This window comes from Mumia sp. zg.B21 (genome assembly GCF_019550855.1).
Taxonomy (GTDB): domain Bacteria; phylum Actinomycetota; class Actinomycetes; order Propionibacteriales; family Nocardioidaceae; genus Mumia.
In genome coordinates, this window is record NZ_JAHWCJ010000001.1 from 1,648,333 (window position 1) to 1,661,842 (window position 13,510).

General features: G+C 72.8%; 12 protein-coding genes. 6 read left to right on the forward strand and 6 right to left on the reverse strand.

What is annotated here, in order from left to right; all coding sequences use genetic code 11:
• Positions 1–28 precede the first annotated feature (28 nt).
• Positions 29–1,231 (reverse strand): precorrin-6y C5,15-methyltransferase (decarboxylating) subunit CbiE, encoded by a 1,203-nt coding sequence (gene cbiE / locus KV100_RS07955; RefSeq protein ID WP_220342297.1) that lies wholly within the window; start codon positions 1,229–1,231, stop codon positions 29–31.
• A 196-nt stretch (positions 1,232–1,427) separates the two neighbouring features.
• On the opposite strand from cbiE, the gene cobA reads away from it, so the two are divergent.
• Both cobA and KV100_RS07965 read left to right on the forward strand, forming a co-directional pair.
• Positions 1,428–2,534 (forward strand): uroporphyrinogen-III C-methyltransferase, encoded by a 1,107-nt coding sequence (gene cobA, locus KV100_RS07960; protein WP_220342298.1) that lies wholly within the window; start codon positions 1,428–1,430, stop codon positions 2,532–2,534.
• Between the two features lie 46 nt (positions 2,535–2,580).
• On the forward strand, positions 2,581–3,591 hold the full coding sequence (locus KV100_RS07965) for an NAD-dependent epimerase/dehydratase family protein (protein WP_301022365.1): 1,011 nt from the start codon (positions 2,581–2,583) through the stop codon (positions 3,589–3,591).
• Positions 3,592–3,615: 24 nt separating this feature from the next.
• Here the strand turns inward: KV100_RS07965 and mctP are convergent, their stop codons facing one another.
• Positions 3,616–5,274 (reverse strand): monocarboxylate uptake permease MctP, encoded by a 1,659-nt coding sequence (gene mctP / locus KV100_RS07970; protein ID WP_301022366.1) that lies wholly within the window; start codon positions 5,272–5,274, stop codon positions 3,616–3,618.
• Positions 5,271–5,606 (reverse strand): DUF3311 domain-containing protein, encoded by a 336-nt coding sequence (locus KV100_RS07975; protein ID WP_220342299.1) that lies wholly within the window; start codon positions 5,604–5,606, stop codon positions 5,271–5,273. Before KV100_RS07975 ends, mctP begins: the two co-directional genes overlap by 4 nt.
• 239 nt (positions 5,607–5,845) lie before the next feature.
• Between KV100_RS07975 and cobT the strand changes: the two genes are divergently transcribed.
• The gene (gene cobT / locus KV100_RS07980; RefSeq protein WP_220342300.1) at positions 5,846–6,907 is read left to right on the forward strand and encodes a nicotinate-nucleotide--dimethylbenzimidazole phosphoribosyltransferase; all 1,062 of its coding nucleotides are present in this window, start codon (positions 5,846–5,848) and stop codon (positions 6,905–6,907) included.
• A 10-nt stretch (positions 6,908–6,917) separates the two neighbouring features.
• Complete coding sequence (locus tag KV100_RS07985; protein WP_220342301.1) at positions 6,918–7,706, forward strand: adenosylcobinamide-GDP ribazoletransferase; 789 nt, start codon at positions 6,918–6,920, stop codon at positions 7,704–7,706.
• A 19-nt stretch (positions 7,707–7,725) separates the two neighbouring features.
• On the opposite strand, the gene KV100_RS07990 is transcribed toward KV100_RS07985, so the two are convergent.
• A complete protein-coding gene (locus KV100_RS07990; RefSeq protein ID WP_220342302.1) occupies positions 7,726–8,259 on the reverse strand; it encodes a bifunctional adenosylcobinamide kinase/adenosylcobinamide-phosphate guanylyltransferase in 534 nt (177 codons plus the stop codon).
• Between the two features lie 151 nt (positions 8,260–8,410).
• Between KV100_RS07990 and KV100_RS07995 the strand changes: the two genes are divergently transcribed.
• Positions 8,411–9,589, forward strand: a complete 1,179-nt coding sequence (locus KV100_RS07995; protein ID WP_220342303.1) for a hypothetical protein — start codon at positions 8,411–8,413, stop codon at positions 9,587–9,589.
• 28 nt (positions 9,590–9,617) lie between these two features.
• On the opposite strand, the gene KV100_RS08000 is transcribed toward KV100_RS07995, so the two are convergent.
• Positions 9,618–10,442: an NAD-dependent protein deacetylase gene (locus tag KV100_RS08000; RefSeq protein ID WP_220342304.1), complete on the reverse strand. Its 825-nt coding sequence runs from the start codon at positions 10,440–10,442 to the stop codon at positions 9,618–9,620.
• Between the two features lie 52 nt (positions 10,443–10,494).
• On the opposite strand from KV100_RS08000, the gene KV100_RS08005 reads away from it, so the two are divergent.
• On the forward strand, positions 10,495–11,280 hold the full coding sequence (locus KV100_RS08005) for a lytic murein transglycosylase (protein ID WP_308291386.1): 786 nt from the start codon (positions 10,495–10,497) through the stop codon (positions 11,278–11,280).
• Here KV100_RS08005 and KV100_RS08010 read toward each other — a convergent pair.
• Positions 11,268–13,484 carry an MMPL family transporter gene (locus KV100_RS08010; RefSeq protein ID WP_220342306.1) on the reverse strand — a complete coding sequence of 739 codons (2,217 nt, stop codon included), beginning with the start codon at positions 13,482–13,484 and terminating at the stop codon, positions 11,268–11,270. The genes KV100_RS08005 and KV100_RS08010 overlap by 13 nt on opposite strands.
• Positions 13,485–13,510 lie beyond the last annotated feature (26 nt).

The window sequence follows — 13,510 nt, forward strand, 5'->3', positions numbered from 1 at the left end:
CGGCAGGGCGGCGGCAGGGCAAGCCGGGTCAGCGCACCAGGCTCCACTGCACGACGGCCCGCCGCGGCGTCCACGCGAGCGAGTCTGCGGGGAGGACCTCCTCGACGCCGATCCGCACGAGCTCGCCGTCGTGCGCCCGGAAGAGCTCGAGCAGCGCCGCCTCCTCATCGAGGGACGCCGCCTGGACGACCAGCCGACCCCCGGGGCGTACGGCACTTCGCACCGCGTCGAGGATCGGGGCGTCGGCGGCCCCACCGCCGACGAACACCGCGTCGGGGGCGTCGAGACCGTCGAGCGCGGCAGGTGCCGCGCCCTCGACGATCCGCAGCTCAGGAACGCCGAGGTCGGCCGCGCTCTCCTTGACCGCGACGGCCTCGTCAGCCCCGACCACGACCACCGCGGCGGCGAGGGGCTCGCTGCGCAGCCACTCGATCGCGACCGCGGCGGCACCGGCACCCAGCGCCCACAGGAGGTCACCACCCGCAGGAGCCAGGCGCGACAGGGCCGCAGCACGCGCATCGCGGCCGATCGGGGCGATCTCCGATCCGAACGCGGCCTCGGGAAGCCCCGGCACGCTCGACATCGCAGAACGGCGCGACCCGTCCGCGACGCACTCCAGGCAGATGACGTTGACCTCCGCCGAGACTCGGTCGCGCCACGCGGCGGCCGTGGCCTCGGTACGGGACTCCGCGAGGCCACCCAGGTCGCTGAGGACGGTCATGGCGGTCTCGCCGTACCCTTGCGTGACGAGCAGCGCCGCGACCGACGCGGGGGTGCCGCCGTCCGACGACAGCACGATGAGCTTGCGGCCCGGGGCGAGGTGCGGGAGCAGGCGGCGGACGTCGCGCCCGTGCAGCGACACCAGCGAGGTCTCGTCGAACGACCACCGCATCCGCGCCCGGGCGAGAGACTCCGACGAGACGGTCGGGATCACGTCGACGTCGTCGGCGCCGACGAGGTTCACCAGTGGGGTCGCGATGCCCGCGACGAGCGGGTCTCCGGCGGCCAGGACCACGATGCGCTTGCCGTCGTGCTCCTCCAGCAGACCCGGGAGCGCCTCCTCGACCGGCCACGGCCACTCGACCCTGGCCTGCCACCACGACCAGGGGACGGAGTCGAGATGCCTCTTGTCGCCCATGACGACCTCGGCCTCCCGGACGAGGCGCCGCGACTCCATCGCGAGCCCGTCCCAGCCGTCCGCACCGATGCCTACGACCGTGATCCGCTGCATGGACGCAGACGCTATCCGTCATCGGGGTCCTGACCCAAGCCCGCCCCGCGCATCGGGGAGGATCGGCAGCCACGGCGTCCCGGAATGTCCGCGATGCGGCGGATCAGGAGGCACCTGCCGACCCGCGCCTACGATCGTGGCCCTGGGAGGCGCCGCCGGCGCCACCCCTCGCAGCGCCGAGAGGATGGTCTGGCCGATGGCACGCGACGCAGGTTTCCGGACGACCCTTCCCGTCTCCGGTCGCCGTGTCCTCGTGGTCGGCGGAGGGTCCACCGCGCTCGGCCGGATCGCGGCGCTGCGCGACGCGGGCGCCGAGATCACGGTGATCGCCCCCGAGGTCGTCCAGTCCGTCCAGGACCTCGCCGAGCGAGGGCTGCTGCGCTGGGACTCCCGGGCGTACGACACCGCGGACGTCTCCGATCACGACCTCGTCGTCCCCGCCACGGGCGATCCGGGTCTCGACGCACGGGTCGCCGGGGACGCACAGGCTTTCGGCCGGTGGTGCACCGTCCCCGACGCGGTGCCCGGGCCCGGCTCCGACACTGGCTCCGACACCGACGCGACGCGGCCCCGAGCAGGAGGCGGGTCCGTGACCCTCGTCGGCGGCGGCCCGGGCGATCCAGGGCTGATCACGGTCGCCGGCCTGGAGGCGGTCCGCACCGCCGACGTCGTCGTGACCGACCGCCTCGCCCCTTTGGGGGTGCTCCACGGCCTGGACGTCGAGGTGATCGACGTCGGCAAGATCCCTCGGGGTCGCTCAACCCCGCAGGAGGCGATCAACCGGATCCTCGTCGAGCACGCCCGGGCCGGTCGGCGCGTGGTGCGCCTCAAGGGCGGTGACAGCTTCGTCTTCGGGCGTGGAGGCGAGGAGATGGAGGCGTGCACGGCGGCCGGCATCCCCGTCGTCGTCGTGCCGGGGGTGACGTCGGCCATCGCGGGGCCGGCGCTGGCCGGGATCCCGGTGACCCACCGCGGCCTCACCCAGGGATTCACGGTGGTCTCGGGCCACGTGCCTCCCGGTGATCCCCGCTCGACGGTCGACTGGGGAGCACTCGCGCGCACCGGGACCGACATCGTCCTGCTCATGGCGGTCGCGACCCTTCCCGCGATCACGCAGACGTTCGTCGCCGAAGGGCTGGACCCGGCGACGCCGGCGGTCACGATCGCCGACGCCGCGCTCCCGACCCAGCGCGTCGTCCGAGGCGACGTCGCCACCATCGCCTCGCGGGTGGCCGAGGCCGGCATCGGCGCACCGGCGGTCACGATCGTCGGACGCGTCGCGGGCTTCGCTCCCTCCGTTTGACCTCCTCGCCGGCGGGGTATCGGGTCTGCGACGAAGGGAGCAGCGCGTGCGCGTGGTGGTGACAGGGGCAAGTGGCAACGTCGGCAGTGCGCTGCTCAGAGAGCTGGGCAGCCGGGGGCACGACATCGTTGCGGTCGCGCGCCGGGTTCCCGAGGCCACCGAGACCGAGCAGGGCTCGATCGAGTGGCACGCCGCGGACGTCGCCGACGACCGCCTCGACGCCGTGCTCGAGGGGTGCGACGCGTTCGTCCATCTGGCGTGGATGTTCCAGCCGACCCACGATCCCGACACGACGTGGGAGGCGAACGCCGTCGGGACTCGGCGGGTCCTCCAGAGCGCCGCACGGAGCCGGGTCCCGGTCGTGGTGGTCGCCTCGTCGGTCGGCGCGTACTCGCCCGCCGTCGACGACCACCCGGTCGACGAGGGTTGGCCGACCGACGGCCCCTCGCCTGCGGCGTACTGCCGGGAGAAGGCCTATGTCGAGCGGCTGCTGGACGCGTTCGAGGCTCAGCGGCCCGACGTCCGGGTCGTACGGATGCGCCCGGCGTTCGTCTTCCAGCGCTCGGCAGGGTCCGAGCAGCGACGCATCTTCGGCGCTCCCGCACTCCGCCCCTGGATGCTCGAGCGCCGCATCCTGCCCGTCGTCCCGATCCCTCGCGGGCTCCGGCTGCAGGCGGTCCACGCGGGCGACCTTGCGCGGGCGTACGCGGAGGCGGTCGAGCGGCCGGTCCACGGCGCCTTCAACATCGCGGCCGCCGATGTCCTGGGCCAGGACGAGCTGGGACGGATCCTCGACGCACGGACGTTCGAGGTCCCGGCGCGCCTCACTCGGGCGGTCGTCGAAGGAGCGTGGCGAGCCCGGCTCGTCGGCGCTCCGGGCGACCTCTTCGACGCCCTGCTGCGCCTCCCGGTGATGTCGACGGCACGGGCCCGGGCCGAGCTCGGCTGGGAGCCGCAGCACAGCGCGGCGGACGCGCTCTCGGCCATGGTGGTCGGTGCTCGCGAGGGCGCGGGATCCGGGCTGCCACCGCTGCAGCCCGACTCCCGCTTCCCCTGAGCCGTCGTCAGGACCTAGCCGTCGTCAGGACGTCGTGTCCCTCCCGGTCGGCTCGCCGACGAGAGGAAGCCTCTTCATGACCCGCGGGTCTCCCGCATCGGCGAAGTAGTCCCCCGCGATGGTCTCGTCGTGCCCGTTGTCGACCTTGCCGGCACGCAGCGCCACCGTGATCAGGGCAGCGACGAGCACGTTGATCGCGAAGGCGGTCAACGCGATGTATCCGAGCGTCCCGATCACGGGGATGTCGGCCAGCGAGCCGCCGAAGTGGCCGCCCGTGGTCGGGTTGACCACGTTGTACGCCGTGATCGTCCCGTACACCATGCCCACGGCCCACCCGAGCAGCAGACCCCAGCGGTGGAACCACCTCGTGTAGAGGCTGAACACGATCGCGGGCAGGGTCTGCAAGATCCAGATGCCGCCCAGCAGCTGGAAGTTGATCGCGTTCTGCCGGTCGAGCGTGAGCACGAAGACGAGCGCGAACAGCTTGACGACCAGCGACGACAGCTTGGAGACCTGCGCCTCCTGCTTCGGCGTCGCGTCCGGCTTGATGAACTCCTTGTAGACGTTGCGGGTGAACGTGTTCGCCGCCGCGATCGACATGATCGCCGCCGGCACCAGTGCCCCGATCGCGATCGCCGCCCAGGCGACGCCGGCGAACCACGCCGGGAACATGTCCTCGAAGAGCTGGGGGATCACCAGCTGGGCGTTCGGCTCGCCGTCGAGTCCGATCGGCTGCGTCCCGGCGGCGATCGCGACCCACCCCAGCAGCGCGAGCAGACCGAGGATGAACGAGTACGCCGGCAGGATCGACGCGTTGCGCCTGATCGTGTTGCGGCTCTGGCTCGACAGGGTGGCAGTGATGGAGTGCGGATACATGAACAGCGCCAGCGCCGAGCCGAGGGCGAGCGTCGCGTAGGCCCAGTGGGCGTCGATCCCGGTCGGGATGAACGAGCCGGTCGGCGCGCCCGTCGCCGGGTTCGGGGTGCTCATCTTGTCCTGGGCGGCGCCGAAGATCGCGTCCCAGCCACCGACCTTGGTGGGGAGGTAGATGATCGCGACGATGATGACGAGATAGATGAGCGTGTCCTTCACGAACGCGATCACCGCCGGCGCCCGCAGACCCGAGGAGTAGGTGTACGCCGCGAGCAGGGCGAACGCGATGAACAGCGGCGCGTCCTTCGCGACCCAGTTGGAGCCGCCGCCGAGGCCGGCCACCTCGAGGACCGCCTGGATGCCGACCAGCTGCAGCGCGATGTAGGGCATCGTCGCGAGGAAGCCGGTGATCGCGACGGCCAGCGAGAGCTCGCGACTGCTGTAGCGACCGCGGACGAAGTCGGCCGGCGTGACGTATCCGTGCCGGTGGCTCACCGACCACAGCCGCGCCATGAACACGAAGATGATCGGATAGAGCACGATCGTGTACGGCACGGCGAAGAAGCCGGCGACGGCTCCGGTGGCGAACATCGCGGCGGGCACGGCGACGAACGTGTAGGCCGTGTAGAGGTCGCCGCCGAGCAGGAACCACGTCACCCACGTGCCGAACTTGCGTCCGCCGAGTCCCCACTCGTCGAGCGACTCCATCGACGGCGGGCGTCGCCACCGCGACGCGTAGAACCCCATCACCGTGACGAGCGCGAAGAGCAGGATCAGGACGGTCAGGCCGACCCCGTTGACGTTGCTCACCGGTCACCCTCCGCTCGATCGCTGTCCGTCTGCTCGTCGGGATGGTGCTCGTCGCGATGGTGCATAGGGCGGTGCGGCCGCGCGACCAGCACGATCCGGTACGAGGTGTAGGTCAGGGCGGCGGTGATGAAGACCCAGAGGAACTGGTACCAGAAGAAGAACGGCCACGGTCCGAGCTTCGGCTCGATGCGGGCGTACGAGTCGACCCACAGCAAGGCGATCACGGGGATGGCGAGCAGCACGGTGGCCAGGACCAGCAGCGGCTTGTTGGCCGGTGGCGTCGTCTCGTGCAGGGTGGGATCGTCGGCAGTCGGCGGAGGTCCGGAGGTCATCGGCAACCCTTTCGCGTCACGGCCCTGGGCGGGCCCGAGGTCTGCGTCGCGCGGGGAGGTCGTCGTCACCCCGTGTGACCGCGCTCACACGCTGCCAGTGGCGTCCGCACCGGTCCACGGGGACACGGCTCCTGTCGGTGAGCGGTCGGTATGTCGCGACAGACGGTCGCCACTGATCGCCCGGCGGCACAGGATTAGGGTGAGGAGACCTCTCACCACCCGCTCGGAAGGGCCTCTCGATGACTCAACCGCAGGTCGGCCAGGGCCGGGTCGCCCCGCCGTCGGCGGACGTACGGCGCCGCGCGGAGGAGCGTCTCGCTGGTCTCGCGACGCCCGCGGGAGCACTCGGGCGGCTGGGTGAGTGCGCGGTGTGGCTGGCGTCCGTGCAAGGGCAGTGTCCGCCTCGACCGCCGAGCAACGTCCGCGTCGTCGTGTTCGCCGGCGACCACGGCGTCACCCGTCACGGGGTCTCGGCCTACCCGTCGGAGATCACCGCTCTGATGGTTCGGCAGTTCCTCTCCGGCGGCGCTGGAGTGGCGGTCCTGGCCCGAGCTCACGGGGCCACCTTGCGGGTGCTCGACATCGCCGTCGACGTCGACGCGACCGCGTTCCCGGCCGAGGTGACGGCGCACAAGGTTCGCCGGAGCTCGGGCGCCATCCACCTCGAGGACGCGCTCGCTCCGGCGGAGACGGCCGCGGCCCTCGCGGCCGGGGTCGCCGTCGCCGTCGAGGAGGTCGCGGCCGGTGCCGACCTCCTTGTCGCCGGCGACATGGGGATCGGCAACACCACGCCCTCTGCGGCCCTGGTCGCGGCGTCTCTGGGCCTGAGCGCGGCCGAGGTGACGGGCCGCGGCTCGGGCGTCGACGGGGAAGCCCTCGCACGCAAGGAGGCCGTGGTCGCTCAGGCGCTCGAGCGCGCGGGCGACCGCACGGCCGACCCGATCGACCGTCTGACCGCGCTCGGGTCGGCCGACCTGGCCGCCCAGGTCGGGTTCCTCACCGAAGCCGCGCGCCGAGGAGTCCCGATCCTCCTCGACGGGGTGATCTCGGTGGCGTGCGCCCTGGTGGCCGAGGACCTCGCCCCTGGGTCGGCGGCGTGGTTCGCGGCCGGTCACCGTTCGCCGGAGCCCGCGCAGGCGTCGGCGCTGTCCAAGCTCGGGCTGGAGCCTCTGCTCGACCTCGGCATGCGGCTGGGCGAGGGCAGTGGCGCCGTCGCCGCACTCCCCGTCCTCCGTTCTGCGGCCTCGCTGCTGTCCGAGGTGTCGCTGCTCGCCGACGTGCTCGGCCCGCAGGACGCCTGACATCGCCGTGATGGGCGACCGACCGGCTCGGGGTGTCCTCACCGACGCCGCGCTCCTGGCGGCCGGGACGTTCACCACCATCCGGGTGGCGGCGCCGTCGGTCGTCGACCGCCCCCGCGCACGCGTCGCGATGCTGCTGGCACCGCTGGCGGCGCTGCCGCTCGGCGCGGCCGCCGCGGTCGTCGTCGCCCTCGGCTCCGCGGCCGGGCTCCCGGCGCTGATCACCGGCGCGCTCGCGGTGACCGCGATCGCCCTCGGCACCCGCGCCCTCCACCTCGACGGTCTCGCCGACACCGTCGACGGGCTTGCTGCCCCGTACGACCGTTCCCGTCGGCTCGCGATCATGAAGTCCGGCGACGTCGGGCCGGCGGGGGTGGTCGCACTCGTCGTCGTCCTGCTCATCCAGGCGGCGGGTCTGGGCACCGTCGCTAGCCGTCCGTACGGGTGGCTCCTCGTCGGCGTCCTGGTGTGCGTCTCTCGCGCGGCGGTCGTCGCCCCCTGCGCCTCGCCGGTACCGCCCGCGACGACCGGCGGGCTCGGTGCCGCGGTGGCCCGCTCGGTGCCCCTGCCTGCCGCTGTCGGCATCGCCGTGGTCGCCGCCGCGGCGGTCGGCCTCGCGTCCGCGGCCGGCGCCGCACCGTGGTGGCAGGGAGCGGCGGCCGTCGTCGTCGCCGCAGCGGTCGTCGTGAGCGTCGTCCGCCGAGCGGTCGCGCTGCTCGGCGGCATCACCGGCGATGTCGTCGGCGCCTGCGTCGAGGTCGCGCTCACCGTGCTGTGCGTCGTGGTCGCCGCGGCCTGAGCCGGCGTGCGGCCGTCGGTCAGAGGTGGAGCACGCGCCCCGCGACGACGAGCGCCACCTCGGCGGACGCCTCGGCCAGCCGCTGGTTGGTCATCCCGAGGACGTCGCGGAAGATGCGGCCCGACCGGTGGTCCGGCACCACGCCGAACCCGACCTCGTTGGTCACCGCGACGCTCAGCCGATCGCGCGCGAGCCACGCCTGGGCCAGGCTCTCGATCCGCTTCTCGGCCTCGGGGCGCCACTGGTCCTCCGGAACCTCCCACGCCCCGAGCTCGTCCAGCACGGCCGTCACCCAGGTGCCGATGCAGTCGACCAGGACGGGCGTCTCGGCACCCCTGAGCGCACCCGCGACGTCGACGGTCTCGATCGTCGTCCAGCCCTCGGGCCGACGCCGCTGGTGCTGGAGGATCCGCGCCTGCCAGTCGAGGTCGCTGTCGTCCGGGATGGGTCCCGGCGCGATGTAGGTGACGTGCTGCTGACGCGCCAGCAGCGACTCCGCGTACCGCGACTTGCCGGAGCGTACGCCTCCGGTCACCAGCACTCTGCGGCTCATGTCCGCCCCTCTCACCCCGTGAAGGCCGTCCTGGCTCCAGCTCTCCTGCGAGCCTCGCACGGTGCAGGCCCGACCGCCTCACCGGGTCTCACGTGGCGGCTGTCCTGGCCGGCGCAGGCCACGAGGGCTCCCGCCGTCGTACGGTCGACCCATGCACCGGGTGGTCCTCTCGCTGGCGACGACGGTGGTCGCGCTCACCGCATGCTCCTCGGCGGCAGACCGCGTCGACGACGTTTCCTCAAACCCCACCCCGGCCCCCGCGTCACTGGCCCCGCCCGCACGCGCGACGCTGCCCGGGGGCTGGTTCGCCGAGCCGCTTCCGGGCCGGACACGACCGGCGTCCGTGGAGGCGGCCGGTGACCGCCTCGTGGTCGGCGGGTCGGTCGGCAGCGGAGACGGTGCACGTCCGCGCCTGCTGGCGCACGAGGGATCGGCCTGGGCAGACGTCCCGCTGGAGCCTGCCACGGGGTACGGCCGCATCGCGTCCCTGGTCCACCTCGCCGTCGCTCCCGACGGTGGCGTCGTCGCCCTCGGCAACGCGACGGGAGGCGCGCACCTGATGCCGCGCTGGACGGCGTGGTCGGGGACGCTCGACGGCGTCGCGGAGGTGGCTCAGGTCTTCGAGACCTTCGGCGGTCCGTCGGCCGGAGGGCTCGCCGGGGTCACGGCCGCTCCTGTCGACGCTGTCGTCGGGAGCTGGGCGACGTCGCCGTCGCGCCTGTCCCCCGCCGTGTGGCGCGAGGACGGCGGCCGATGGGTTCGGCGCACCGACATCGGTCCCTTCTCCAGCGCCGGCGACGTCCAGGCCCTGCCGACGGCCGTCGGCGCGACCGGGTCCGCGGTCGTGGTCGTCGGCACCGAGACCGTGACCGACGACGACGGCACCCGTCAGACCGCGGCCGCGTGGACCACACCGGACCTGCGGACGTGGCGACGGCTCGCGCTGGGCACGTCCGACGGTCCTTCCAGCGGAGCCGTCGACGTCGCGTGCGCCGGTGACGCCTGCCTCGTCGCGGGATGGGTCGGCGACCGGCTCGCCGGGTGGCGCATCGGTGCCGAGGACGTACGCCGCATCCGGCTGCCTGCGGTCCGGGTCGAGCCGTACGTCGCACAGCCGCGCGCCGCGTACGACGGCTCGTGCGCAGCGATCGCAGTCGGAGCAGGGTCCCGTACGGCGCTGGTCTCGGCCGACACCGCACGCTGGGCCGCCACCGACCTGCCGCAGCCGCACGTGTCGCACCTGGCGATGACACGCGGGCGACTGTTCGTGCTGACGCCTGACGGGGCGACCGCGCTGGTCTCGCACGCCGAGGCCTGCGACCTCCGATGATCGCCGGGCCGCCTCGCTCCGACCGAGGTCAGCAGACCGAGGCCGCCAGCGGGACGAGCGTCTCCGCGCACCCGGCGTCGAGCTTCAGGGTTGCCAGGTCGTCCCCGCGGGTCGCCCCCCGGTTCACGATCACCACGGGCTTCCCGGCCTTCGCCGCCTGCCGGACGAAGCGCAGCCCGGACATCACCTGCAGCGACGACCCGACGACGAGCAGCGCGTCCGCGGCGTCGACCAGCGCGCGGCAGTGCTCCACGCGCGGCTTCGGGACGCTCTCGCCGAAGAAGACCACGTCCGGCTTCAGGATGCCGCCGCACCTCAGGCACGGGGCGACCCGGAACGTGCTGGTCTCCTCCAGCACCGCGTCGCCGTCGGGTGCGATCGCGTACGCGCCGTCGCCGTAGCCGGGGTTCAGGACGTCGAGCCGTTCGTGCAGCTCGGCGCGCGGCGAACGGGCGCCGCAGCCCAGGCAGACGACGTCGGCGATCCGCCCGTGCAGGGCGACGAGCTCGCGCTGGCCGGCGGCCTCGTGCAGCCCGTCGACGTTCTGGGTGATCACCGCTGAGACCACGCCGGCCTGCTCCAGGGCGACCAGCGCGTGGTGGGCGGCGTTCGGCTCGGCACCGGTCATGTGCCGCCAGCCGATGTGGGCCCGCGCCCAGTAGCGCTGCTGCGCCTGCGGGCTGGCCACGAACTCCTGGTACGTCATCGGCTGACGCGGCACCGAGCCCGGCCCGCGGTAGTCCGGGATGCCGGAGTCGGTGCTGATGCCAGCGCCGGTCAAAGCGACCACGCGCCGCCCGTCGAGCAGGGCACGCACCTCGTCGAGCGCCGGCTGCTCAGTGACGATGTCCACGCTTCCAGCGTACGAGGGACCCGTCGACGCGACGGCGTCTACGCTGGCCAGCGTGAACAGCCGGGTCGCGTGGAGCAAGGGTGTGGTGGTCCCCGCTGCGCTCGGGGTGCTGTGCGCGACGGCCGGGCTGCTGACGTGGGCGGGCGCCGGCGCGGACGCGCGTGTGGGTGCGGCCAGCGTGAGCGCGTACGACCCACCGTCCACGGCTGCGGCCCCGGCCTCCACGACCGCTCCTCTCCTCGCGACCTCGTCGCTCGACTCGGGCGTCGGGAGGCTCGGATCGGGCCTCGACCGCGGATGGGTGTCGGCGGAGGCCGGTCGGACCGGGATCGCGGCCAGGGCGGTGACCGCCTACGCGAGAGCCGCCCTGCGGCTCGAGGAGGAGGATCCCGGTTGTCGCCTGGGGTGGACGACGCTGGCCGGCATCGGCTGGGTCGAGTCGCAGCACGGCACCATCGACGGCAACACGCTGCTCGCCGACGGGACCACCCGGCGACCGATCCACGGTCCGGCGCTCGACGGCACCGGCGGCGTCTCCGCGCTCGCGGCCTCGGCCGACGACACCGCCGCCCACGGCAACCCGGCCTGGGACCACGCCGTCGGCCCGATGCAGTTCATCGGGAGCACGTGGCGACGGTGGGGCTCCGACGGCGACGGCGACGGCGTGGCAGACCGTGCGGACCTCGACGACGCCGCGTACGCCGCCGGCCGTTATCTGTGCGCCAACGGCGACGACCTCACCACGGGGTCCGGGTGGACCGCCGCGGTGAGGTCGTACAACCACTCCGACGCCTACGTTGCCGCGGTGCTGGCCGCGGCCGACTCCTACGGCGCCTGAGCGCCGACGGGCTCCGACTCAGTCCGCTCTCCGAGGCGCTTGGCGAGCGCGTCGCCCTCGATGTCGAGGTCCGGGATGATCTTGTCCAGCCAGGCGGGAAGCCACCAGGCGGAGCGACCGGCGATCGCCATGAAGGCCGGGATCAGCGTCATCCGGACCAGGAACGCGTCGGCGAGGATGCCGAAGGCGAGCCCGAAGCCGATCGGCTTGATCATCGCCTCGTCGCTGATGATGAAGCTGCCGAAGACCGAGATCATGATGATCGCCGCGGCGGTCACCACGCGGGCGCTGTGGCTGAACCCGTTGACGACGGCGCGCTGGGCGTCCTTGCTGTGGACGTAGTCCTCCCGCATCCGCGACACCAGGAACACCTGGTAGTCCATGGCGAGCCCGAACAGGATGCCCACCATGAGCAGCGGCAGGATGCTGATGATCGGCCCTGGCGTGTCCACACCGAACACGTCGGCCAGCCAGCCCCACTGGAAGACCGCCACGGTCGCGCCCAGCGCCATCCCGATGGTGAGGAGGAAGCCCAGGACCGCCGACAGCGGCACCAGGATCGAGCGGAACACCAGGATCAGCAGCACGAACGCCAGGCCCACCACCAGCGTCAGATAGATGGGCAGGGCGTCGGCCAGCTTCTCCGACACGTCCACCGAGACCGCCGTCTGACCGCTGACCAGCACGTCGGCACCCGTCTCGCCCTTCACGTCCTGCACGGCGTCACGGATCTCGCCGACCAGGTCCTGGGTCTCCTGGTCTGCGGGGCCGCTCTTGGGGACGACGGTGATCGTGGCGAGGTCGGTGTCCGGCATCGGCTGGCCGGGCACGACCGCGGCCACGTCGGTGTCGATGCCCTCGACGGCCTTCGTCGTCTCCGCCACCGCGGCCTCGGGATCGTCGGCCTTCGCGGTGTCGACGACCACGAGGAGCGGTCCGTTCGACCCCGCCCCGAACCCCTCGGCGATGAGGTCGTACGCCTTGCGCTGGGTCGTCCCGACCGAGGCGGTGCCGTCGTCGGGCAGGGACTCCTCCAGCGAGAGGACGGGGATCGAGGCGACGAGCGCGACGGCCACACCGAGCACGGCGACGACGGCCTTGCGCCGGGTGACGAGTCCGGCCCAGCGCTGGCCCATGGCCGGCTTGCCCGAGTGGTCGTCCGCCTCGGGGTCGTGCTGCCGCAGACCCGGGATCTTGCCCTTGATGATGCGGCGCTTGGAGAAGCCGAAGAGGGCCGGCAGCAGGGTCAGGGCGATGAGCACCGCGATCGCGACCGTGGCCGCGGCGGCGAGTCCCATCTCGGTGAGGATCGAGATGTTGACGACCGACAGTCCGACGAGGGCGATGACGACCGTCAGCCCGGCGAAGACGACCGCGCTGCCGGCGGTGCCGACCGCACGCCCGGAGGCCTCCTCCGGATCGCGTCCGACCATCACCTCGTGCCGGTACCGGGACACGATGAAGAGCGCGTAGTCGATGCCGACCGCGAGCCCGAGCATGGTGGCGAGGATGGGCGTGGTCGAGCCCAGCGACATGAAGCCGGTCAGGGTGGTGATCCCCGCGACGCCGATGCCGACGCCGATCAGCGCGGTCAGCAGCGGCATGCCGGCCGCGATCAGCGAGCCGAACGTGATGATCAGGACGATCAGCGCGACGACGACGCCGATGATCTCCGAGCTCCCGGTCTCGGGGATCTGGGTCAGCGCGTCACCGCCCACCTCGACGGTCATGCCGGCGTCGCGTCCGGCCTCGGGCGCCTCCTCGAGCGCGGAGACCTGCGCCTCCGAGAGGTCGATGGCCTGCGACTCGTAGGTGACGGTCGTGTAGGCCATCGTCTCGTCCGGCGAGACCTGCTTGGCCTGGAACGGGTCGACGGCGTTGACGACCCCCTTGTCCGCGGCCATCGACGACACCGTGTCGGTGATGACGCCGGCGAACTCGGGGTCGGTGACCTTCGAGCCCTCGGGGGCCTTGAAGACGATGCGCGCGGTGGCGCCGTCGGCGGCGGCCTGGGGGTTGCGCTCCTTCATGAGGTCGAACGCCTGGACCGACTCCAGACCCGGCATCGAGAAGTTGTCCGAGGTCTTGCCCGACAGCGTCGCCGCACCGGTCCCCGCGAGCAGCAGGACGGCCAGCCACGCGACGAGGACACTCTTGCGGTGGCGGAACGCCCACCGACCGAGGCGGTAGAGGTACCAGGACACGGTGTCTCCTGTGGTTCGTGCGCCAG

Bases quoted from the DNA above. Each gene is read 5' to 3' on its own strand.
- cbiE (WP_220342297.1), bottom strand. From the start codon at position 1,231: ATGCAGCGGATCACGGTCGTAGGCATCGGTGCGGACGGCTGGGACGGG.
- cobT (WP_220342300.1), top strand. From the start codon at position 5,846: ATGACTCAACCGCAGGTCGGCCAGGGCCGGGTCGCCCCGCCGTCGGCG.
- KV100_RS07990 (WP_220342302.1), bottom strand. From the start codon at position 8,259: ATGAGCCGCAGAGTGCTGGTGACCGGAGGCGTACGCTCCGGCAAGTCG.
- KV100_RS07975 (WP_220342299.1), bottom strand. From the start codon at position 5,606: ATGACCTCCGGACCTCCGCCGACTGCCGACGATCCCACCCTGCACGAG.
- KV100_RS07995 (WP_220342303.1), top strand. From the start codon at position 8,411: ATGCACCGGGTGGTCCTCTCGCTGGCGACGACGGTGGTCGCGCTCACC.
- cobA (WP_220342298.1), top strand. From the start codon at position 1,428: ATGGCACGCGACGCAGGTTTCCGGACGACCCTTCCCGTCTCCGGTCGC.
- KV100_RS07985 (WP_220342301.1), top strand. From the start codon at position 6,918: ATGGGCGACCGACCGGCTCGGGGTGTCCTCACCGACGCCGCGCTCCTG.